The 21,175-nt window shown below is 73.8% G+C and carries 14 protein-coding genes; 5 read left to right on the plus strand and 9 right to left on the minus strand.

The features are described 5' to 3' along the window. Both ACPFP2_RS22435 and ACPFP2_RS22440 read left to right on the plus strand, forming a co-directional pair. Window positions 1–1,184 (plus strand): HesA/MoeB/ThiF family protein (locus ACPFP2_RS22435; RefSeq protein ID WP_424091141.1); only part of this gene is annotated, 1,184 nt, incomplete at its 5' end. Further along, window positions 1,181–2,395 carry a hypothetical protein gene (locus ACPFP2_RS22440; RefSeq protein WP_424091142.1) on the plus strand — a complete coding sequence of 405 codons (1,215 nt, stop codon included), beginning with the start codon at window positions 1,181–1,183 and terminating at the stop codon, window positions 2,393–2,395. The genes ACPFP2_RS22435 and ACPFP2_RS22440, both read left to right, overlap by 4 nt. Window positions 2,396–2,538: 143 nt before the next feature. On the opposite strand, the gene ACPFP2_RS22445 is transcribed toward ACPFP2_RS22440, so the two are convergent. The 7 genes from ACPFP2_RS22445 to ACPFP2_RS22475 all read right to left on the minus strand — a co-directional run bounded on the left by ACPFP2_RS22445 (window position 2,539) and on the right by ACPFP2_RS22475 (window position 11,777). Continuing rightward, entirely contained in the window at window positions 2,539–3,303 is a 765-nt protein-coding gene (locus tag ACPFP2_RS22445; protein ID WP_424091143.1) for a CHAP domain-containing protein, read from the minus strand. Window positions 3,304–3,307: 4 nt separating this feature from the next. Then, a complete protein-coding gene (locus ACPFP2_RS22450; RefSeq protein WP_424091144.1) occupies window positions 3,308–4,075 on the minus strand; it encodes a hypothetical protein in 768 nt (255 codons plus the stop codon). Beyond that, a complete protein-coding gene (locus ACPFP2_RS22455; RefSeq protein ID WP_424091145.1) occupies window positions 4,072–5,076 on the minus strand; it encodes a twin-arginine translocation signal domain-containing protein in 1,005 nt (334 codons plus the stop codon). The genes ACPFP2_RS22450 and ACPFP2_RS22455 overlap by 4 nt, the downstream gene beginning before the upstream one ends. A 604-nt stretch (window positions 5,077–5,680) precedes the next feature. After that, on the minus strand, window positions 5,681–8,728 hold the full coding sequence (locus ACPFP2_RS22460; RefSeq protein WP_424091146.1) for an AfsR/SARP family transcriptional regulator: 3,048 nt from the start codon (window positions 8,726–8,728) through the stop codon (window positions 5,681–5,683). A gap of 96 nt (window positions 8,729–8,824) precedes the next feature. Further along, window positions 8,825–9,922 carry an FUSC family protein gene (locus ACPFP2_RS22465; protein ID WP_424091147.1) on the minus strand — a complete coding sequence of 366 codons (1,098 nt, stop codon included), beginning with the start codon at window positions 9,920–9,922 and terminating at the stop codon, window positions 8,825–8,827. 95 nt (window positions 9,923–10,017) lie between these two features. After that, window positions 10,018–10,716, minus strand: a complete 699-nt coding sequence (locus ACPFP2_RS22470) for an ABC transporter ATP-binding protein (RefSeq protein WP_424091148.1) — start codon at window positions 10,714–10,716, stop codon at window positions 10,018–10,020. Next, window positions 10,713–11,777 carry an ABC transporter permease gene (locus ACPFP2_RS22475; RefSeq protein WP_424091149.1) on the minus strand — a complete coding sequence of 355 codons (1,065 nt, stop codon included), beginning with the start codon at window positions 11,775–11,777 and terminating at the stop codon, window positions 10,713–10,715. Before ACPFP2_RS22475 ends, ACPFP2_RS22470 begins: the two co-directional genes overlap by 4 nt. Before the next feature lie 178 nt (window positions 11,778–11,955). Here ACPFP2_RS22475 and ACPFP2_RS22480 point away from each other — a divergent pair, with 178 nt between their 5' ends. Together ACPFP2_RS22480 and ACPFP2_RS22485 are read left to right on the plus strand one after the other, a co-directional pair. After that, complete coding sequence (locus ACPFP2_RS22480) at window positions 11,956–13,134, plus strand: sensor histidine kinase (RefSeq protein WP_424091150.1); 1,179 nt, start codon at window positions 11,956–11,958, stop codon at window positions 13,132–13,134. Then, window positions 13,131–13,763, plus strand: coding sequence for a response regulator (locus ACPFP2_RS22485; RefSeq protein WP_424091151.1), 633 nt, complete (start codon window positions 13,131–13,133; stop codon window positions 13,761–13,763). Before ACPFP2_RS22480 ends, ACPFP2_RS22485 begins: the two co-directional genes overlap by 4 nt. A gap of 25 nt (window positions 13,764–13,788) precedes the next feature. Here ACPFP2_RS22485 and ACPFP2_RS22490 read toward each other — a convergent pair whose 3' ends face one another. Together ACPFP2_RS22490 and ACPFP2_RS22495 are read right to left on the minus strand one after the other, a co-directional pair. Further along, entirely contained in the window at window positions 13,789–18,309 is a 4,521-nt protein-coding gene (locus tag ACPFP2_RS22490) for a HAMP domain-containing protein (RefSeq protein ID WP_424091152.1), read from the minus strand. A 261-nt stretch (window positions 18,310–18,570) separates the two neighbouring features. After that, on the minus strand, window positions 18,571–19,371 hold the full coding sequence (locus ACPFP2_RS22495) for a SigB/SigF/SigG family RNA polymerase sigma factor (protein ID WP_424091153.1): 801 nt from the start codon (window positions 19,369–19,371) through the stop codon (window positions 18,571–18,573). A gap of 311 nt (window positions 19,372–19,682) precedes the next feature. Here ACPFP2_RS22495 and ACPFP2_RS22500 point away from each other — a divergent pair, with 311 nt between their 5' ends. Beyond that, entirely contained in the window at window positions 19,683–21,137 is a 1,455-nt protein-coding gene (locus tag ACPFP2_RS22500; RefSeq protein ID WP_424091154.1) for a cellulase family glycosylhydrolase, read from the plus strand. Window positions 21,138–21,175: the final 38 nt, after the last annotated feature.

Consider the following 21,175-nt stretch of genomic DNA (forward strand, 5'->3'; position numbering starts at 1 on the left):
CCGCGCCGTCGTACCCCATCACCCGAGCACGAGAGGAGCGCGCCGGCATGCGGCCCAGGCTGAAGTCCCGCCACGTCATCGTCACCGGGGACGCGGTCGTCATCTACCGCACCCCCACCGAACGGATCCACCTCGCCGACGACAACGGTCAGGTGGCCGCGCTGGTCGACCTGCTCGCCCAGGGCACCCGCCCGGTCGCCGAGCTGCCGGACGCGCTGAGCCGCCTCGGCCATCCGGTCGCCACCGCCGACGTACGCGACTCGATCGACGCGCTCGACGCGATGGGGCTGCTGGAGGACAGCGACGCCGGGGCCGACCCGGAGACCCTGCGCCGGCACGAGAGCAACCTGCGCTTCTACGACACCTTCGCCGACCTGCACCGCTCCAGCCGGGACCTGCACCGGGCGGTCGCCGACGCGTCCGTCCTGGTGATCGGCGCGGGCGGGCTGGGCGGCGGGGTGCTGCAGTCCCTGCTCGGCCTCGGCGTCGGCCGGGTGCGCATCGTCGACTTCGACACGGTCGAGCCGAAGAACCTGGCCCGCCAGTTCATCTACGGCACCGCCGAGATCGGCCGGCCCAAGGTCGCCGCGGCAGCCGAGTGGGCCCGCCGGTACGCCCCACAGACCGTCGTCGACGCCGTCGCCCAGGAGGTCACCGACGTCGAGACGATCCGTGCCCTCGGCGCCGACGTGGACCTCGTCGTGCTCGCCGCGGACCAGCCGGCCGGCATGCAGCTGATCACCAACGAGGCCTGCTTCGCACTCGACGTGCCGTACGTCGCCGGCGGCTTCACCATGTCCACGCTGTTCTACTGGTCCGTGCGGCCCGGCCACACCCCCTGCCGGCTCTGCCTGGAGCTGCACCGCGACGACGACGGACGCGGCCGCGACGGGTGGGTCCGTGACGGGCTGCGGCGCAGCATCGATCCGGTCAACAGCGCCACCGGACCGGTGGCCCAACTGCTGTCCGGACTGATCTCCCTCGAGGCGCAGCGGTACCTCAGCGGGATGGAGGAGCCGGTGGCCGCCGCCCGCTACCAGACGGTCGAGGTCGGCGGGCGGATGCGCGTCGAGTCGACCGTCTGGCGGCGGCACCCGGACTGCGGGCTCTGCGCCGGCCGTGCCGCCGGCGTTCCGCCGCGTCCCGTCGACCCGGACGCCCGGGGCACGGAGGGCGACCGGTGAACGCGCCGGCGGTCGCGGGCGTGGCCGCGCTGACCGTGGTCGCCGACGGCGACGTGCACATCGTCGGCAGCCCGCACTCGGGCGAATACCTCGCCGTGCCGGAGCTCGGGGCGCGCATCATCGGCTGGTTGCAGGACGGCGAGAGCGTGCAGCGTTGCGCCGCCCGCGCCGAGGAACTCGCCGGCGAGCCGGTCGACGTGGCCGACTTCCTCGCCACCCTGACCGCGCACGGCCTGCTGGCCGAGCCCGAGGCGCCGGCCGACGCCCCCGCCGGGTGGCGGCTGCTCGGCCGGGTGCTGTTCCACCCTGTCGGCTGGGCCTGCCACGCGGCGCTGACCGCCGTGGCGGTCGTACTGCTCGTCGTACGCCCGCAGCTGCGCCCGCACTACACCGACCTCGCACCGACCGGATCGGCGCTGTCCAGCCTGCTGCTCGGCTCCCTGATCACCGTGCTGTGCATCCTGGCGCACGAGGCGGGACACGTCGCGGCGACCGCCCGGATCGGCCTGCGCAGCTCCCTGTCGGTGAGCCGGCGACTGTGGTTCGTCGTCTTCCAGGCCGACCTGACCCGGTTGTGGAGCGTGCCCCGACGCCGCCGGATCGGGCCGTTGCTGGCCGGGATGGCGCTCGACGCGGCGTCCGTCGGTGTGCTGCTGCTGGCGCAGGAGCTTCTCGCCGACCGGCTCGGGCCCACCGCCGTCGGCGTGCTGCGTCTCACCGTCGTCGTGCAGATCAGCGGCATCCTCATCCAGAGCTGGGTGTTCGCCCGCACCGACGTGTACGCGCTCTTCGCCGCCGCGACGGGCAGCCGCCGGTTGTGGGTGGTCAAGGGCGCGGTGCTGCGGCGCTGGCTGCGCCGGGAGTCCACCGAGGACCGCGACGTGCTCGCGACCGTGACCCGCCGGGAGCTGGCCTGGGCCCGGCTGTTCGTCGTCCTCTACGTGCCGGGCCTGCTCTACGCCGCCGGGTATCTCGTCTACTTCGGCATACCGGGTCTGCTGCGGGTGCTCGGCATGGCCGTCGGGGCGATCCGCGACAGCGGGCTGGGCAGCCTCGCCGGCTGGTCGGGCGTCGCCGCGCTGGTCTTCATCTTCCTGCCCACCGCGATCGCCCTCACCGGCGCGGCCCGCACCGGCCTGGGGCTGCTGCGCCAGGTCGCCCGCCGACGCCGCCCGGGCGGCGGGGTCGGCGCGGTCGCCCCCGACCTGTGATACTGCCGCCATGCCGACACCGGCGGCGGTCGGCAAGGCGGAGATCGGTCCGAGCACCGTTGCGCGGCTGACGCCGTCGAGGTGGACACGGTGTGGCGGGGCCGGATCCCGTCGGCCCCGCCACACCCGTCTCCCCGCCCGGCTCAGGTGCCGGCGGCGTAGTGGATGACGTTGCTGATCTGGTTCATCGGGACGGTGCGGATGCCCCAGCCCAGGGGCGTGGCCCAGTTGTACTCCTGAAGGGTCACGGTGGCGCCGTCGGCGCTCACCCCGGCGATGTACGCGACGTGCCCGAGCGAGGACGCGCCACCGGCGTACGGTTCGAACTGGGCGATGGCGCCGACGCGCGGGGTGCGGTCCACCCGGTACCCGAGCCGCACCGCGTTGTCGTTCCACTCGTGGGCGTTGCCCCAGTGCCCGGCGATGCCGTTGCGCCAGCCGTTGTTGTGGAAGTAGCCCTGCAGCTGCTCCATCCGCCAGGCCACGAAGGACGTGCACTGTCCGGAGTACATCGCCCAACGGTCGACGATGTTCGGGTTGCCCCGGTACGGGTAGTCGTCGCCGGTCGGGCGGCGGCCGGTGGCCGGGCACTCCCCCTCCACCGGGTAGCTGACCCCGGTGAAGGTGATGGCGTCGGCCACCCAGGAGCCGTTGCTGAGCTTGTTCCAGATGGTCGACGAGCCGTACGGGCCGTTGACCGTCTGGGACCGGGTGGTGCAGACGACGGTGACGGTGGAGCCGTTCGCCGCCGTCCCGGTGACGTGGTACATGGTGCCGGGGCCGTAGCGGAGGTTGGCCGCCCCGCCCCCGGTGTCGATGCGGGCGGTGGTGGCCGCCGTGGCCGGGGCGGCGGTGAGGGTGAGCAGGCCGACGGTGGCGGCGGCGACCGCCGCGAGGAGTCGCTTCATCGGGTCACATCCAGTGGGAGGTCTTGAGCACCGCACCGGCCCAGTTCTGGCTGATGTGGATGTGGTCGTTGTGCTTGCAGGTCTTGCTGGTGCTGCCGCAGTTGCCGACCTCGTCGTACTCCTGCCAGCCGGCGTTGGGGTTGCTGGAGAGCCAGACCTTGTCGTTCCAGATGATCGTCTGGACGCCGTACGCCCCAGCGTTGGCGCGCAGGTGGTTGGCGATGGTCCAGCCGGTCTGCCGTTCGGTGGCGTTGTCTGCGTCCATCCAGTAGTCCAGCGCCCGGCCCTCGCCGTGCTCGCCGGGCTTGTTGACGTAGATGCCGGCGAAGTGCCGGTCGCCGCCGCGCGGGTTCCAGCCGGGGGTCGCCTTGAGTTCGTTGTAGAGGCGGCGGGTGCCGGGCTGCTCCACGCCGAGGTTCATCGACGCGGCGTCCCAGTGCAGCTGCGCGCCGCCGCAGGGCGGCCCGACCGCGCCGGAGGCGCCGGTGTAGAGGAAGGCGTCCGACACGTACCCCTCCAGGTGCAGGTAGTCCCAGACGTCGGTGGCGCCGTACGGGCCGGTCACGCTCTGCCCGCGTACGGTGCAGGCGATGGCGACGCGCTGCCCGCCGGTGACGGTGCCGATCGACGGGTACGACGTGCCCGGCCCGGTGCGCAGGTTGACGGTGTAGCCGTTGATCACGCTGACGGTGTGGGCGGAGGCGGGCGCGGGGGTCAGGGCGAGGGTGGCGACGGCGACGGTGGCCGCCGCGAGCAGGGCACGGATTCTCACGGGTGGGTGCCGATCTGGTCGGCCTCGGTCTCCCAGATGCCGTACTGCCGTTCGGCGGGCGGGATGCCGTAGAAGCAGACACTGTCGATCTGGCCGGCGGTCTCGTTGGCGACCGACGAGCCGAAGTTGACGTACCGGTACCCGCGGTCGGACTTCGCCCCGTCGATGCCGGCCTCGGTGACCTTCATGCTGATCCGGGAGTTCCAGCCCCGCACGTAGTCGATCATCTTGTACGGGTTGCGCTCGCCGCCGCCGTCCGCGCCCCGGGTCAGGTACGTGGAGCTGTAGCAGTGCACGGTCACCACGTCCGGCTGGTACGGCCCGGACAGCATGCCGCCGAGCCCGTCGCCGGTGTCCCGGACGAACGCGTCGAAGTACCGCCCGGAGGTGCCGAAGGTGAAGCCGCTGCCGTCGCCGTTCCACCGGCCGGCCGGCATGTTGATCGCCCAGAGCAGGTTGCCCCGGTCCTGTGCCGGCTTGTTGTCCCGGATGGTGGCCAGTCGCTTCCACCGGGCCAGCCACGGGTCGTTCGGCAGGTGCCAGTCCGGCTCGTTGCCCAACTCCCAGACGAACAGCGTGTTCGGGTGGGCGTCGATGTAGGGCAGCATCAGGTTGAGCTGGTGGCGGGCCAGGTTCGGGTCCGGGTCCTCCGACGACTGGATGATCATTTCGGTGAGGCCGGTGCCGCGCAGCGCCTCCAGCTGCGCGTCGCTGAACCGGCGGTTCCACGGATCGCCCCAGAACATCGAGATCCGGGCGGTCTGCGGCCGCATCCGCCGCAGGATGTCGACCTTGCGGTTGAAGTCGATGTTGTTGCTGGCGTCGCCGGGCGAGACGACCGCACCCCACTTCATGTAGTAGGCGGCGGACGCGGACTCGGCGGTGCCGAGCACCGAGCCGACGGTCAGCGCGGCCGCGGACGCGCCGACGCCGCCGAGGAACCGGCGTCGGGACAGTCCGGGCCACTCCGCCGGTGGTGGTGCCATGGTGCTGTCGGGCATGTGGAGCCTCCCCTGTCGCGGTGGTCGAGCGGTGGCGCTCGGTGACCACCATCCCGGCCGGACGGCCCCCGGTCCTCTCAGCCCGCTCTCATCCCGCTCGCGCCCGCCGCCTCCCCGCCGCCGCACGGGGCGGATGCCACCGCCACCGGCCCGCCCCTGGTGTCGCGCCCGGCTCGATGGTTACCGGGCCTGTGCGGTGGCGTCTGGGCCGGCGGGGGCGTCTGGGCCGGCGGGGGCGTCTGGTGGGTGCGGTTGCGTCCGGGCGAAGCGGGCGTCCGGAGTGCGGCCAGGCCGCTGGACCATCGGTCCGATCGCTGCCTACAGACCTGATAGCAGGGATGGATCGGCTGACCGGCACCACGACCAGCCACCCAGGACACCGCGCCTTCGCCTCGTCGTCGGCCGCGACCGACCGGCCGGGGGGGGTGACCACCACCGGACGAGACGGCGGGCCGGTCGCGCCAGCCTGATCCATCCATGCCATCAGGTCCGTAGCCTCACCATGAGGCGGCCGACCCGGTCACGTCCGCCCGACGCCGCATCGGCTGCCGCAGCGCGCGACTCGGCTGACTCGGCCCCTGCCACATGCCAGGCGGGGGCGCGATCACACCCCGCGCGGACCCGCCTGCGGCGAGGCGACCTCGGGCGGGACACCGACGGGCGGGAGCGCCGCCGGCGGGAGCGCGGCGGGGTCGGCGGCCGCGGTGAGCGCCCGGGCCCGGGCCTCGCCGAGCAGGCGCAGGGCGCGGTCCCGCTCGGCGTCCTCGCCGTACCGGCGGCACAGCGCCAGGCAGGAGCGCAGGGCGGAGCGGGCCGCCGGGAGCCGGCCGAGGGCGAGCAGCGCCGCGCCGAGGCGGCGCAGCGCGATCAGCTCGCCGATGCCGTCGCCGACCTCCCGACTGCCGGTGACCGCCTCGGTCAGCTCGGCCACCGCCCGCTCGTGCTCCCCGGCGCGCAGGTGCAGGTCACCGAGGTGACCCCGGCAGATGGCCGCGCCCCGGCGGTAGCCCAGCTCGCGGCAGAGGTCCAGGGCGCCGCGCAGCAGCCGGGCCGCGTCCGCGTCGGCGCCCCGCCCGCCGAGCACCAGGGCCAGGCTGGTCGAGGTGTACGCCACGCCGAACCGGTCGTCGAGTTCCCGGAAGATCGCCAGCGCCTGCCGGAACGCCGCCTCGGCGGGACCGGGCCGACCGGCCACCCGATGGGCCGCGCCGAGTCCGAACAGGACCTGGGCCTGGCCGGGCCGGTCCCGCAACTCCACGGTGATGGCCTTGGCCCGGCTCAGCGCGGCCATCGCCTCCGCGTCGGCGTGGCGCAGCCGGTGGGCGGTGCCGGCGGCGCGCAGCACCAGCGCCTGGCCCTGCCGCTCGCCGAGTCGCTCGAACAGCGCCAGCGCCGGGTCGAAGCAGGCCAGCGCGTCGTCGAGCCGGTCGACGTTGAGGTGCAGCTCGCCCAGTGAGCGCAGCAGCCAGGCCCGGCCGAGGTCGTCGCCGGCAGCCCCGCACGCGTCCAGTGCCGCCCGGGCGGTGGCACCCCAGTCGTCGAGGTGCTCGCGCAGCTCGAAGAAGCGGCTCAGCGTGTTCGCCAGGTTCCACGCGGGCTCGTGCAGTCCGGCGGCGACCGCCCGGCGTACCGCGCCGGTCAGCATGCCCCGCGACGCCTCGAACCAGCCGACCGCGTCGGCGAGCAGGGCGTCCAGGTCGGCGGCCGTCCAGCGTGACCAGCGTGCGGCCGCGCCGCCCGCGCCGCGCCGGAAACCCCCGTTGGTACGCCGGTACGCCTCGTCGGCCAGCGTCAGCCAGCCGCCGAGCAGCCGGCCGAGCGCCGCCGTGCCCTCGTCGGCCGGCCGGTCGTCGGCGCGCAGCTCCCCCGCGTACGCCCGGACCAGGTCGTGCAGCCGGTACGCGCCCCGGTCGGCGTCCACCAGCCTCGCCTCGACCAGCCGTTCCATCAGCTCCTCGGCCTCGGCCAACGGCAGGTCCAGCAGGGCGGCCCCGGCCCAGCCGGGCACCCGGGGCAGGTCGACCACCCCGAGCAGCCGCAGCAGCCGCCGCTCGACCGGGTCCAGTTCCTGGTAGCTGGTGGCCAGGCTGGACCGTACCGCCAGGTCGCCGGTGCGCAGCACGTCGAGGCGGGCCCGCTCGTCGGCGAGCTGATCGGCCAGCCGCCCCACCGGCCAGTGCGGTCGGGCGGCCAGCCGGGCACCGGCGATGCGGATCGCCAACGGCAGGTGCCCGCAGCGCTCGGCGACCCGCAGGCAGTCCGCGTGCTCCGCCTCGACCCGCTGCGCGCCGATCGCGTGCCGCAGCAGGTCGACGGCCGCCTCGGCGGTGAACACCCCGAGGTCGACGTGGTACGCCCCGGGCAGGGTGGTGAGCCGCCGTCGGGCGGTGACCAGCACCGCGCAGCCCGGGTCGGCCGGCAGCAACGGTGGCAGCCGCGTGCCGTCGGCGGCGTTGTCCAGCACCACGAGCAGCCGCCGCCCGGCGGTCCGCGCCCGGAACAGCGCGGCCCGCTCGTCCAGCTCCGCCGGCACGGCGCGGGGCTCCTCACCCAGGGCGTGCAGGAACCGGCCCAGCACGGTGACCGGGTCGAGGGGCTCCGCCCCGCCGTGCAGGTCCACGAAGAGCTGACCGTCGGGGAAGTGCGCGCGGGCCAGGTGTCCCACCTGGACGGCGAGGGTGGTCTTGCCGCTGCCGGCCGCGCCGGAGACGGCGACGATGCGGGGCGCGGCCGGCCGGGGCGCGCCGGTCGGCGTACCGTCGTCGGGCCCGGACGCGGCGGTGAGGTGGCGGGCCAGCGCGGCGGCCAGGTCGTGGCGGCCGACGAAGTCCGCCGCGGCCATCGGCAGCTGCGCGGCCGGGACGGGGGCGGGGCCCGCCGCCGGGGCCGGGTCGACGCCGTCGAGCAGCGGGTCGCCGGCGAGGATCCGGGCGTGCAGGTGCTGAAGGGCCGGTCCGGGCTCCAGGCCCAGCTCGGCGACCATCACCTGGCGGCCCTGCCGGTAGACCTCCAGCGCCTCGGCCCGTCGCCCGCTGCGGTGCAGCGCCAGCATCAGCCGCTCGCGCAGTTCCTCGCGCAGCGGCTCGTCCTCGACCGTACGGTGCAACGCGGGGATCAGCTCGGCGTGCCGGCCGAGGGCGAACTCGACGTCCACCCGGTCCCGCTCCACGGCGAGACGCTGCTCGGTCAGCTCCGCCACGGCCGCGTGGAAGCCGGTCGCGTGCGGGTCGCCGGGCAGCCGCACATCGGCCAGGACGGGCCCCCGCCACCGCGCCAGCGCGTCGCCGTATCGGGCCGCCGCGTCGGCCAGCCGGCCGGCGCGGGCCAGCTCGGCGGCCTCGGCGGCCGTGCTCGCGAAGACCTCGGCGTCCAGTTCGCCGGGGGCGACGGTGAGCTGGTAGCCGCCCGGTCGGGTGCCGATCGCGTCGCCCAGTACGCCGCGCAGCCGCCAGATCAGCGTCTGCACCTGCCCGACGGCGGTGTCCGGCGCGTCGTCGCGCCACAGCGCGCCGAGCAGCCGGTCGAGCGGGGTGACCCGGTTGGCGTTGACCAGGAGGACCGCGAGGACCGCACGCTGCTTGCTGCTGCGGGGCGTGACCGGGCGACCGGCCACGGTGACGTCGAGCGGGCCGAGGATCGAGAAGCTGGCCATCTCCGCCGACCGTACCACCGCTGCGATCGACCGTCATCGCTCTGCCCGGTGACCGGGGACGCGTGCCGGCCGGCAGGGGACGGCCACCGCCGGCGCTCAGCGGCGCGCGTGCAGGCCGGCCGTCCGGTCCGCCTCCCCCTTGGGCAGGCCGGAGGCCTGGAGCAGCTCGCTGACGACGATGCTCACCTGCGACACCACGATGGTGCCGGAGAACCCGAGCCCCGCCGTGCGGGCCCGCTGCGCCTCCCCGGCCGCCTCCATCGCCCGGGCCCGGGCGATGTCCGGGGTACGACCGGCCAGGAAGTCGCGGTGCAGCAGCCGCAGCGCCTGCCCGAAGTGCTCGATCGCGGCCGGCAGGTCCGGCGGCACCGGCTCCCGGGCCTCCAGCAGGCTCACCATCCGGCGCACCATGTTGCGGCTGTTGGTGAACGCCAGCTCCAGGTGCTCGGCGGCGTGCTCGTAGCGGCGCAGCAACGCCCGACGCCGCCACCGCCACGGCGACAGCATGGCCACCTCCCGCGCCGCCGCCACGATCTCGGTGGTCTGCCGTCGTTCCACCTCGGCGGCCCGCAGCCGCTGCAACACCGCCTCGGCCCGGTCCACGTCGCCGCGCGCCAGCGCCTCGGAGGCCACCGTCAGCTGGTGGGCGAAGAGGTCGAGCGTCGGCCCGGCCGCCCGGTGCACCACCCGCACCGGGTTCAACGGCAGGATCAGCAACGCCACCATGACGGCCACTCCCCCGCCGATCACGGCGTTGGCCGTACGCGGGATGGCGAGGTCCGGGCCGGCCGGCGACACGGTGCCCAGCAGCACGGCGGTGCTGCCCGCCTGCACCATCACCGCGCCGCTGCCCCGGAACACCACCGCCACCGAGATGGCCAGCGCCACCACCAGTCCGGTCTGCCAGGGACCGGCGCCGATCACCTCGATGATCAGGTCACCGGCGAGCACGCCGAGGCTCACCCCCGCGAGCAGCTCGGCGGTCCGCCGGATCCGGTTGCCGATCGCCGCGGCGATGGTGCCGACCGCGGCGGCCGGCGCGAACAGTGGCTGCGGGTTGTGCAGCAGACTGCTGGCGACGAACCAGGACAGCCCGGCCGCCACCCCGGCCTGCACGGCGACGAGGAAGTAGGTGCGCAGCCGCTCGTACGCCTCCCGGGCCTCCCGGCGCAGCTTCGGACCGACGGCGCTCACGGGGGCCCCGCGCGCCGGACCGGGACCGGTCGGCCCGCGGGACGCGGCGGGCGTCCGGGCGACGGCATGGCGCTTCTTACCCCGCCGACGCGCACCTAGTCGCCGGGCCGGCGGCCGCACCCGGTCGGCACGGCGAGCCGGCCGTCGACCATCTCCACCACCCGGTCGGCCCGGTCCAGGTGCCCCCGGTCGTGGGTGACCAGCACGGTGGCGGTGCCGCGCTCACGGGTGAGTTCGACGATCAGGTCGAGCACCGCCGCGCCTCGGTCGTGGTCCAGGGCGCTGGTGGGCTCGTCGACGAGCAGCACCGCCGGGTCGTTCATCAGGGCCCGGGCGATGGTCACCCGCTGCCGCTGCCCGCCGGAGAGCTGGTGGGGACGGCGGTCCACCTGGCCGGCCAGCCCGACGGTGGCCAGCAGCCGCTCGGCGCGGGCGCGGGCCGGGCGTACCGGACGGCCGGCGAGGTGCGCCATCACCTGCAGCTGCTCCGCGGCGGTCAGCGAGGCGATCAGGTTCGGCTGCTGGAAGACGATCCCGATCCGCGTCCGGCGCAGCGCCGCCGCCCCGGCCCGGTCCAGGCCGCCGGTGTCCACCCCGGCGACGACCACCCGCCCCCGCTCGGGGCGGATCAGGGTGGCGGCCACCGCCAGCAGGCTGGACTTGCCGGAGCCGGAGGGACCGATGACGGCCGTGACGGTGCCGGCCGGCACGCGCAGGTCGACCCCGTCCAGGGCGGTGAGGCGGGTGTCGCCGTCGGGGTAGGTCAGGGTGACGTCGGACAGGTCGAGGGTCATCGGGCGCTCCCCAGGGCGGTCAGCGGGTCGACGGCGGTGACCCGCCGTACGGCCAGGGCGGCGCCCACGGCGCCGAGGAGGACGGTCACCACCGCCGGCAACAGCACCGAGCCGGCGGTCAGCGCGAACGGCACCTGCCCGGCCGCCGCCGCGCCGACGGCCACGGCGAGCCCGGTGCCCGCCACGGTGCCGGCCAGCAGCAGCGTCAGGGCCTGCCCGAGCGCGTCGCGCAGCAGGTGACCGGTCGCGGCGCCGAGCGCCTTGAGCACGGCCACGTCGCCGGCGCGCTGGATGGTCCAGACGGTGAAGAACGCACCGACGACCAGCGCGGAGATCACCAGCAGCAGCCCGCGCATCAGTTGCAGCGACCCGTTCTCGGAGGTGTAGGAGCCGATCGCGGACAGCGCCGCGTCCCGGGTGACCGTCCGGGTGCCCACCTCCCGGTCGACGGCGTCGAAGCGGACGTTCCCGGTGGTGGTCAACGCGACGACGGTGGCGGCGTCGCCGGGGACGCCGGGGGCGGTGCGCCGCCAGTCGGCCAGCGAGGTCCACACGACGGGGGTGTGGCTGTAGGAGGCGTCCCCGGCGACGGCGGCCACGCTCAGCCGGACCGCGCCGAGGGTGACGGTCGTGCCCGGCCCGGCGGCCAGGGCGTCGGCGGCGCCGCGGGAGAGCACGACCCGCCCGTCGCCGAGCCCGTCGGGGGCCAGGGCGGACCCCGGGGGTACGCCGAACGCGGCGAGCGGGGCCGTCCGGTCGCCGGCGGCGGCGCGCAGGGTGGCGACGCCGAGCGGGTCGGCGGCGGTGACCCCGGGTGTCTCGCGCCAGCGGCGCCACTGCGCGTCGGTGACCCGGGAGCCGGTGAAGGAGAGGTCGCCGTCGGGGACGGCGAAGACGAGGTGGTCGGCGGCGAGCCCGGTGACCGCCGAGGTGCTCTCCCGGCCCAGGCCGGCGGTCAGGCCGGAGAGCAGCACGACGAGCAGGGTCATCAGGGTGACGACGACGCCCATCAGGGCGAAGCGACCCTTGGCGAACCGGAGGTCCCTCCAGGCGACGAACATGACGAGCCTTCCGTTGCGGGGCCACGCCCGGTGGCGTGGTGGTACGCCGTCCACGCTCGCCCGGTGCGGCCGCGCCGCCATCGCCCCGCCGGTGGGTGGCCGGCCCTCGAAGTGCGCAGCGCGGGATCATCCCTTTGGTTGATGGCGGCGGCGAGCCGCGGCCTAGCCTGGAGGCATCGTGAGCCCGCACCCGTCCGTCCCGCCGCCACGCGCGGCGCGGATCGGCCTGTACCTGCTGGTCGCCGCGCTGCTCGTCGTGGTGGCGGGACGGGCGCTGGCCGGAGGGCAGCCGCAGCGTGCCGGCGTGCTGCTCGCCACGGCGGCGCTGGCCGGTGGGTGGGCCGCCGCGGCGGCGCTGTCCCGCTCGCGTCGTACGGCGCTCGGCTGGCTGGCCGTGCTGACCGTGGGCTGGGCGGGGCTGCTCTGGCTCACCCCGGACGCGGTGTGGCTGGCGTTCCCGCTGTTCCTGCTGCACCTGCACCTGCTGCCCGTCCGGTGGGGGGCGGTCGCGGTGGCCGCCACCACGGCGGCGGCGGTCGGCGGGGTCGCCCGGCACCAGGGCGCGCTCGCCCCCGGTGGGGTGATCGGTCCGGTGATCGGGGCCGCCGTCGCGGTCGCCACCGTCCTCGGCTACCAGGCCCTGTACCGGGAGAGCGAACGCCGCCGCCGGTTGATCGAGCAGCTCACCGCCACCCGGGCCGACCTGGCCGAGGCCCAGCACACCGCCGGGGTGCTCGCCGAACGGGAACGTCTCGCCCGGGAGATCCACGACACCCTCGCCCAGGGGCTGTCCAGCATCCAACTGCTGCTGCGCGCCGCGCAACGGGCGATGCCCGAGCGGCCGGACGTGGTCGCCGGCCACGTCGAGCAGGCCCGCCGGGCGGCGCAGGACAACCTGGCCGAGGCGCGGCGCTTCGTGCGGGCGCTCACCCCGCCCGCCCTGGCGGCGCGGTCGCTGCCCGAGGCGCTGCGCCGGCTCTGTGCCACCGGTGGCGGCGACGCCGGCCCGGTGGTGCGGTTCCGTCTCGACGGCACGCCCCGACCGCTGCCCACCCCGTACGAGGTGGCGCTGCTGCGGATCGCCCAGTCCGCGCTGGCCAACGCCGTCTCCCACGCCCGTGCCGGGCGGGTGGAGCTGACCCTGAGCTACCTCGGCCGGCAGGTCGCCCTGGACGTGGTGGACGACGGCGTCGGGTTCGACCCGGGCGGCGCCGACGGCGGGTTCGGCCTGGGCTCGATGCGGGCCCGCGCGGCCGAGCTGGGTGGGACGCTGAGCGTGGAGTCCGGGCCCGGGCAGGGCACCGCCGTGGCCGCGAGCTTCACCCCGCCGGAGCGGACGGCGGAGGTCCCCGGGTGAACCGGCCGATCCGGCTGCTGCTCGCCGACGACCATCCGGTGGTCCGCTGCGGGCTGCGCGCCCTGCTGGCCACCGAGCCGGACCTCACCGTGGTCGCCGAAGCGGCCACGGCGCAGGAGGCGGTGGCGGTCTGCGTCCGGCAGCCGGTGGACGTGGTGCTGATGGACCTGCAGTTCGGCTCCGGCATGCAGGGGGTCGAGGCGACGGCCGCCATCGTCGCCCGCCCCGACGCGCCCCGGGTGCTGGTGCTGACCACGTACGACACCGAGGCGGACATCCTCGCCGCGGTCGAGGCCGGCGCTGCCGGCTACCTGCTCAAGGACGCCCCGCCGGAGGAGCTGACCGCCGCGGTGCGCTCGGCGGCGGCCGGGCGGTCGGCGCTCGCCCCGGCCGTCGCCCACCGGCTGATCGACCGGGTGCGCTCACCCGGGGTCGCGTTGACGCCCCGGGAGAGCGAGGTGCTGCGCCTGGTCGCCGACGGGCTGTCCAACCAGCAGATCAGCCGCCGGCTGCACCTGAGCCAGGCCACCGTCAAGACGCACCTGGTGCACGTCTACGGCAAGCTCGGCGTGGACTCGCGCACGGCCGCCGTCGCGGCGGCCCGGCAGCGGGGGCTGATCCGCCGCTGAGGCCCGGGCGCCGCGCCGGTCGGGCTCAGGCGTTGAGCCAGCGGTGGATGCAGTGCAGCAGGTCGTCGGCGTCCACCGGCTTGGTCACGTAGTCGCTGGCCCCGGAGGAGATGCTCTTCTCCCGGTCGCCGTGCATCGCCTTGGCGGTCACCGCGATGATCGGCAGGTCGGCGTAGCGGGGCATGGCGCGGATCGCGGCGGTGGCGGCGTACCCGTCCATCTCGGGCATCATGACGTCCATCAGGACCAGGTCGATGTCGTCGTGGCGCATGAGCGTCTCGACGCCCTTGCGGCCGTTCTCGGCGTAGACGACGTCGATGCCGTGCAGCTCCAGGATGTTGGTCAGGGCGAACACGTTGCGCGCGTCGTCGTCGACGACGAGGACCTTGCGCCCGGCCAGCGCGACGTGGAACGGGTCGCCCGGCGCCGACGCGTCGGTGCCGGCCGGGGTGAACGGCACCACCCGCTCCGGGGCGTCGGCGGACAGGTGCAGGGCGATGCGTTCGCGCAGGTCGTCGAGGCTGCGCAGGATCTCCAGCGGCCGGTCCTCGGCCAGCGCCTGCAACAGGGCCTCCTGGCCGGCGCTGAGCGGGCTGCCGTGGTACGCCAGCACGGGCACGGCCCGCTGGCCCCGCTGGTCGTGCAACGCCCGCAGCAGGGCGCCGCCGCTGTCGTCGGGCATGTCCAGGTGCACGACGAGCAGGTGGTGCCGCTGCGCGTCCAGCGCCTCCAGGGCCGGTGCCGCGTCCATCACGGTCGACACCTCGACCGGCAGGTCGGTCATCCCGAGGGCGACACCCCGGGCCAGCAGGGTGAGCAGGCCCATGTCGTCGTGCTCCAGCACCAGCACCCGCCGCAGCTGCTCCGTACGCCAGTGCTCCACGGCCTCCGGCGTGGCCTGGGCTCGCACGGCCGGCAGCGCGGCGGGGTCGTCGCCGGTGGCCGCCACGGCGGTGGCGGTGCTGCGGGCCGGCAGGTACAGGGTGAAGGTGCTGCCCTGTCCGAGCACGCTCTGCGCGGTGATCCGGCCGCCGAGCAGGTGGGCGATCTCCCGGCTGATGGACAGGCCCAGGCCGGTGCCGCCGTAGCGGCGGCTGGTGGTGCCGTCGGCCTGCTGGAAGGCGTCGAAGATCGCGGTGAGGTGCTGCTCGGCGATGCCGATGCCGGTGTCGACGACCCGGAAGGCGATCACCTGCTCCCGCTCCGGCATGGTGTCGGGCAGCTCCTCGGGGCGGGCACGTTCGATGCGCAGCTGCACCCGTCCGGTCTCGGTGAACTTGACCGCGTTGGAGACCAGGTTGCGCAGCACCTGGCGCAGCCGCTGCTCGTCGGTGTGCAACTGGGTCGGCACGTCGGGACCGGTGACCAGGTCCAACTCCAGGCCACGCGGCGTGGTCAGCGGACGGAAGGTGGCGTCGACGTAGTCGCGCAGCGCCGACAGGTCGAACGTCTCCGGGTTGATGTCCATCTTGCCGGCCTCGACCTTGGACAGGTCGAGGATGTCGTTGATGAGCTGGAGCAGGTCCGTGCCGGCCGAGTGGATGACGGTGGCGTACTCCACCTGCTTGGCGGTCAGGTTCCGGTTCGGGTTCTGGGCCAGCAGCTGGGCCAGGATGAGCAGGGAGTTCAGCGGGGTACGCAGCTCGTGGCTCATGTTCGCCAGGAACTCCGACTTGTACTTCGAGGCCAGCGCGAGCTGCTGTGCCCGGGCCTCCAGCTCCTGGCGGGCCTGCTCGATCTCGGAGTTCTTGGTCTCGATGTCGTGGTTCTGCCGGACCAGCAGCGCCGCCTTGTCCTCCAGCTCGGCGTTGGAGCGCTGCAGTTCCTCCGAGCGCGCCTGCAACTCCTCGGACCGGGCCTGCAGCTCGGCCGCGAGCCGCTGGGACTCGGTGAGCAGGATGTCGGTGCGGGCGTTGGCGACGATGGTGTTGACGTTGACGCCGATGGTCTCGGTGAGCTGGTCGAGGAAGTCCCGCTGGATATCGGTGAAGCGGCTCATGCTGGCCAGCTCGATGACGCCGAGCACCTGGTCCTCGAAGAGGACGGGCAGCACCACCAGGTGCAGCGGGGCGGCGGCGCCGAGGCTGGAGGAGACGGTGACGTAGTCGGCCGGCACCGCGTCGACGACGATCGCCCGCTTGCTGACGGCCGCCTGCCCGACCAGGGAGTCGCCGAGGGCGTACCGGCGGCGGGTGGCGTCGTGGCCGTACCCGCCGATCACCCGCAGGGCGGTGCCCCCGGTGGTGTCGTCGACCAGCAGGAACGTGCCGAGCTGCGCGGCCACCAGCGGGGCCAGCTCGTTCATCACCAGACCGGCGACCACCTCGAGGTCCCGGTGGCCCTGCATGAGCCCGGAGATCCGGGCCAGGTTGGTCTTGAGCCAGTCCTGTTCCTGGTTGGTACGGGTGGTCTCGCGCAGCGACTCCACCATCGAGTTGATGTTGTCCTTGAGCTCGCCGACCTCGCCCGGGGCCTCCACCGTGATGGAGCGGGTCAGGTCACCGGTGGCCACCGCGCTGGTCACCTCGGCGATGGCGCGCACCTGCCGGGTCAGGTTGCCGGCGAGTTCGTTGACGTTCTCGGTGAGCCGCTTCCAGGTGCCGGAGACACCCTCGACCTCGGCCTGGCCGCCGAGGCGGCCCTCGCTGCCGACCTCGCGGGCCACCCGGGTCACCTCGGCGGCGAAGCTGGAGAGCTGGTCCACCATCGTGTTGATGGTCGTCTTGAGCTCCAGGATCTCGCCGCGCGCGTCCACGTCGATCTTCCTGGTCAGGTCGCCCTGGGCCACGGCGGTGGTGACCTGGGCGATGTTGCGGACCTGGCCGGTGAGGTTGTTCGCCATGGAGTTGACGTTGTCGGTCAGGTCCTTCCAGGTGCCCGCCACGTTCGGCACCCGGGCCTGGCCACCGAGACGACCCTCGGTGCCCACCTCACGGGCCACCCGGGTCACCTCGTCGGCGAACGCGCCGAGGGTGCCGACCATCGTGTTGATGGTCTGGGCGAGGACGGCGACCTCGCCCTTGGCCTCCACGGTGATCTGCCGGCTCAGGTCGCCCTGGGCCACGGCGGTGGCGACCAGGGCGATCGAGCGGACCTGGTTGGTGAGGTTGTTGGCCATCTCGTTGACGTTGTCGGTCAGGTCCTTCCAGGTGCCGCCGACGTTGGACACCCGGGCCTGGCCACCGAGACGACCCTCGGTGCCCACCTCACGGGCCACCCGGGTCACCTCGTCGGCGAACGCGGAGAGCTGGTCGACCATCGTGTTGATGGTCTCCTTCAGGGCCAGGATCTCGCCGCGCGCGTCGACCCGGATCTTCTGGGTCAGGTCGCCCTTGGCGACCGCGGTGGTCACCTCGGCGATGCTGCGCACCTGGGCGGTGAGGTTGTCGGCCATCACGTTGACCGACTCGGTGAGGTCCTTCCACGTGCCGGAGACGCCCTTCACGTCGGCCTGGCCGCCGAGGCGCCCCTCGGTGCCGACCTCGCGGGCCACCCGGGTCACCTCGTCGGCGAACGACGAGAGCTGGTCCACCATCGTGTTGATGGTGTTCTTCAGCTCCAGGATCTCCCCGTGCGCGGTGACGGTGATCTTCTGCGACAGGTCGCCCCGGGCCACCGCGGTGGCCACCTGGGCGATGCTGCGGACCTGGTCGGTCAGGTTGACGGCCATCGAGTTGACCGAGTCGGTCAGGTCGCGCCAGGTCCCGGCGACGCCGCTGACCTGTGCCTGACCGCCGAGCCGCCCGTCGGTGCCGACCTCCCGGGCGACCCGGGTCACCTCCGCGGCGAAGCTGGACAGCTGGTCCACCATCGTGTTGATGGTGCTCTTGAGCTCCAGGATCTCGCCGCGCGCGTCGACGGTGATCTTCTGCGACAGGTCGCCCTGGGCGACCGCGGTGGTGACCTGGGCGATGTTGCGGACCTGGCTGGTGAGGTTGCCGGCCATGAAGTTCACCGAGTCGGTCAGGTCGCGCCAGGTGCCGGCGACGCCGGGCACCTCGGCCTGGCCGCCGAGGCGGCCCTCGCTGCCCACCTCGCGGGCCACCCGGGTCACCTCGTCGGCGAACGACGAGAGCTGGTCCACCATCGTGTTGATGGTGACCTTCAGTTCGAGGATCTCGCCCCGGACGTCGACGGTGATCTTCTGCGACAGGTCGCCCCGGGCCACCGCCGTGGCCACCTCGGCGATGTCGCGCACCTGATCGGTGAGGTTGCCGGCCATGGCGTTGACCGAGTCGGTGAGGTCCTTCCAGGTGCCGGAGACCCCGGGCACCTCGGCCTGGCCGCCCAGCTGCCCCTCGGTGCCGACCTCCCGGGCGACGCGGGTCACCTCGGAGGTGAAGAGCGAGAGCTGGTCGACCATGCCGTTGAAGACGGTGGCGATCTCCCCGAGCAGGCCGTCGGCGTCCTCCGGCAGCCGGGTGCCGAAGTCACCGTCGCGTACCGCGGTCAGGCCGGCGAGCAGCTGCCGCAGCCCGGGGTCCGCCACCGGGGAGGCCGTGGCGCCGGTGCCGTGCAGTCGCGTCTCCGCCGTCTTGTCGAGCACCAGAACCACCTATGCGCCACCGCCGGGCGAACCCGCGAGCCAACATCAACCGCGCAAGTATGCACAGCTCCGGCGTCGTCCACACACCGGGACGCCGGGCGCTGACCTGCGCACGGGTCCGGGCCCGGCAGCCTGCGAGGGGCCGCCGCCACCCTTCGGCGGGCACGCGAACGCCCGCACGGTCGCCGAGGGCTCGACGACGGTGCGGGCGTTCGGTGCGCCGCGTCACCCGGCCGGCACGGCGACCGGGCGTACGGGAGGTCAGTGGGCGTCGACCAGCTGGCCGCGCAGCTTGACCAGCGCGCGGGCGAGCAGTCGCGAGACGTGCATCTGGGAGACGCCGACCTGCGCGGCGATCTCGCTCTGGGTGAGATTGCCGTAGAAGCGCAGGGTGAGGATCTTCTGCTCACGCTCGTCGAGGGTGGCCAGGGCGGGGCCGAGGGCGACCCGCAGCTCGGCCAGCTCGAACTCGTTGTCCTCGGCGCCGAGGGTGTCGCCCAGCTCGGTGGCGCTCTCGCCGTCGCCGATCGGGGTGGACAGCGAGACGGCGTTGTAGGCGCGGGCACCTTCCAGGCCCTCCAGGACCTCTTCCTCGGTGATCTCGAGGTGGGCCGCGATGTCGGCGACCGTGGGGGCCCGGTGCAACGTCTGGGTCAGGGTCCCGTTGGCCTCGGTGATGCGCAGCCGCAGCTCCTGCAGCCGGCGCGGGACCCGGATGTTCCAGGTGCGGTCGCGGAAGTGCCGCTTGATCTCACCGAGGATGGTGGGGATGGCGAAGCCGGCGAAGTCGACGCCCCGGGAGGCGTCGAACCGGTCCACCGCCTTGATCAGGCCGAGGGCCGCCGTCTGGGCGAGGTCGCCGTTGGGCTCGCCGCGGCCGCTGTAGCGGGCGGCGAGGTGGTTGGCCAGCGGCAGCCACGCCTCGATCACCTTGTCGCGCAGCGCGGACCGCTCGGGGTGCTCCGCCGGCATCACGGCGAGCGCCGTGATGAGCTCGCCGGCGCGCTCCTCGTTGCCGGTGGCCGAGGTGCTGCTGGTTGCCCTGACGGTCGTGGTGATCATGTCGTCCTTTCCGTGCCGTACGGCGTGGTGGACCTAGCAGTCCCCCGCTCAGGCACCCACCCTAGACCAATGGTCGGCCACTAATCAACCGAACGGACGATGGACAAAGAGAACGCACGGGGTGAAACGGGCTCCGAACGGAGTCCGGGCGCGGCGACTCGTCGTCCGGACGTCGAATCTCCGAGGTCACACACACTTCGACGCATCGACATGTTGCACGGATGTTACGGACACCTCTACGCTCCTGTGGGAGCGCTCCCGGAGGTCGACCGACGCCCCCCGTGCACCCGACCCGAGATTGAGACGGTCCCATGAACATTCCCCGTTCCGCCCGGCGGCACCTGCTCGCGGCCGGCGCCGCCGCCGCACTGACCCTCGGCGCGTCGACGCTGCTGCCGACCACGAACGCCATGGCCGCGACCGGTTGCGCCGTCACCTACACGGCCAACTCCTGGGCCGGCGGTTTCACCGCGAACATCACCATCACGAACCTCGGCGACGCCGTCGACGGGTGGACCCTCGGCTTCACCTTCCCCGACCCGGGCCAGCGGGTGGGCCAGGGCTGGTCGGCGACGTACCAGCAGAGCGGCCAGTCCGTCACCGCGCGCAACGTGAGCTACAACGGATCCCTGGCCGGTGGCGGATCCACCACCATCGGCTTCAACGGCACCTGGACCGGCGCCAGCAACCCCTCGCCCACGTCGTTCACCCTCAACGGCACCGTCTGCACGGGCAGCACCACCCCCACCACCCCGCCGCCGACCACCCCGCCGCCCACGACGCCGCCGCCCACGACCCCGCCACCGACCACCCCGCCGCCCACCGGGCAGACGCCGGTGGCGATCAACGGACAGCTGCGGGTCTGCGGGGTCAACCTGTGCAACCAGTACGGCAGGCCGATCCAGCTGCGCGGCATGAGCACGCACGGCCTGCAGTGGTTCCCGCACTGCTACAACGACGCCTCGCTCGACGCGCTGGCCACCGACTGGCGCTCCGACCTGCTGCGCATCGCGATGTACGTGCAGGAGGACGGCTACGAGACCAACCCGACGGCCTTCACCAACCGGGTCAACACCCTGGTGGACGAGGCGAGCGAACGCGGCATGTACGCGCTGATCGATTTCCACACGCTGACCCCCGGTGACCCGATGTACAACCTGGAGCGGGCCAAGACCTTCTTCGCCAACGTCGCCGCCCGCAACGCCGACAAGAACAACGTGATCTACGAGATCGCGAACGAGCCCAACGGCGTCAGCTGGCAGACCATCAAGAACTACGCCGAGCAGGTCATCCCGGTCATCCGCGCCAACGACCCGGACGGCATCGTCATCGTCGGCACCCGCGGCTGGTCCTCGCTGGGCGTCTCGGAGGGCGGCAACGCCACCGAGGTGATCAACAACCCGGTCAACGCCGCCAACGTCATGTACGCGTTCCACTTCTACGCCGCCTCGCACCGGGACAGCTACCGGGCCGAGCTGGAGCGGGCGGCCGCCCGGCTGCCGATGTTCGTCACCGAGTTCGGCACGGTGTCGTACACCGGTGACGGCGGCGTCGACACGGCCAGCAGCACCGCCTGGGTGGACCTGATGGACCGGCTGAAGATCAGCTACGCGAACTGGACGTACTCCGACAAGGCCGAGGGCAGCGCCGCCTTCAAGCCGGGCACCTGCAACGGCAGCACCTACGCCGGCACCGCGGTGCTCACCGAGTCCGGCAACTTCATGCGCAACCGGATCCGCACCCCGGACAACTTCCCCACCAGCTGACCCCGTCCCACCACCACACAGCGGCGCCCCGTCCCACC

This window comes from Micromonospora citrea (assembly GCF_049629545.1).
Lineage (GTDB): Bacteria > Actinomycetota > Actinomycetes > Mycobacteriales > Micromonosporaceae > Micromonospora > Micromonospora citrea_A.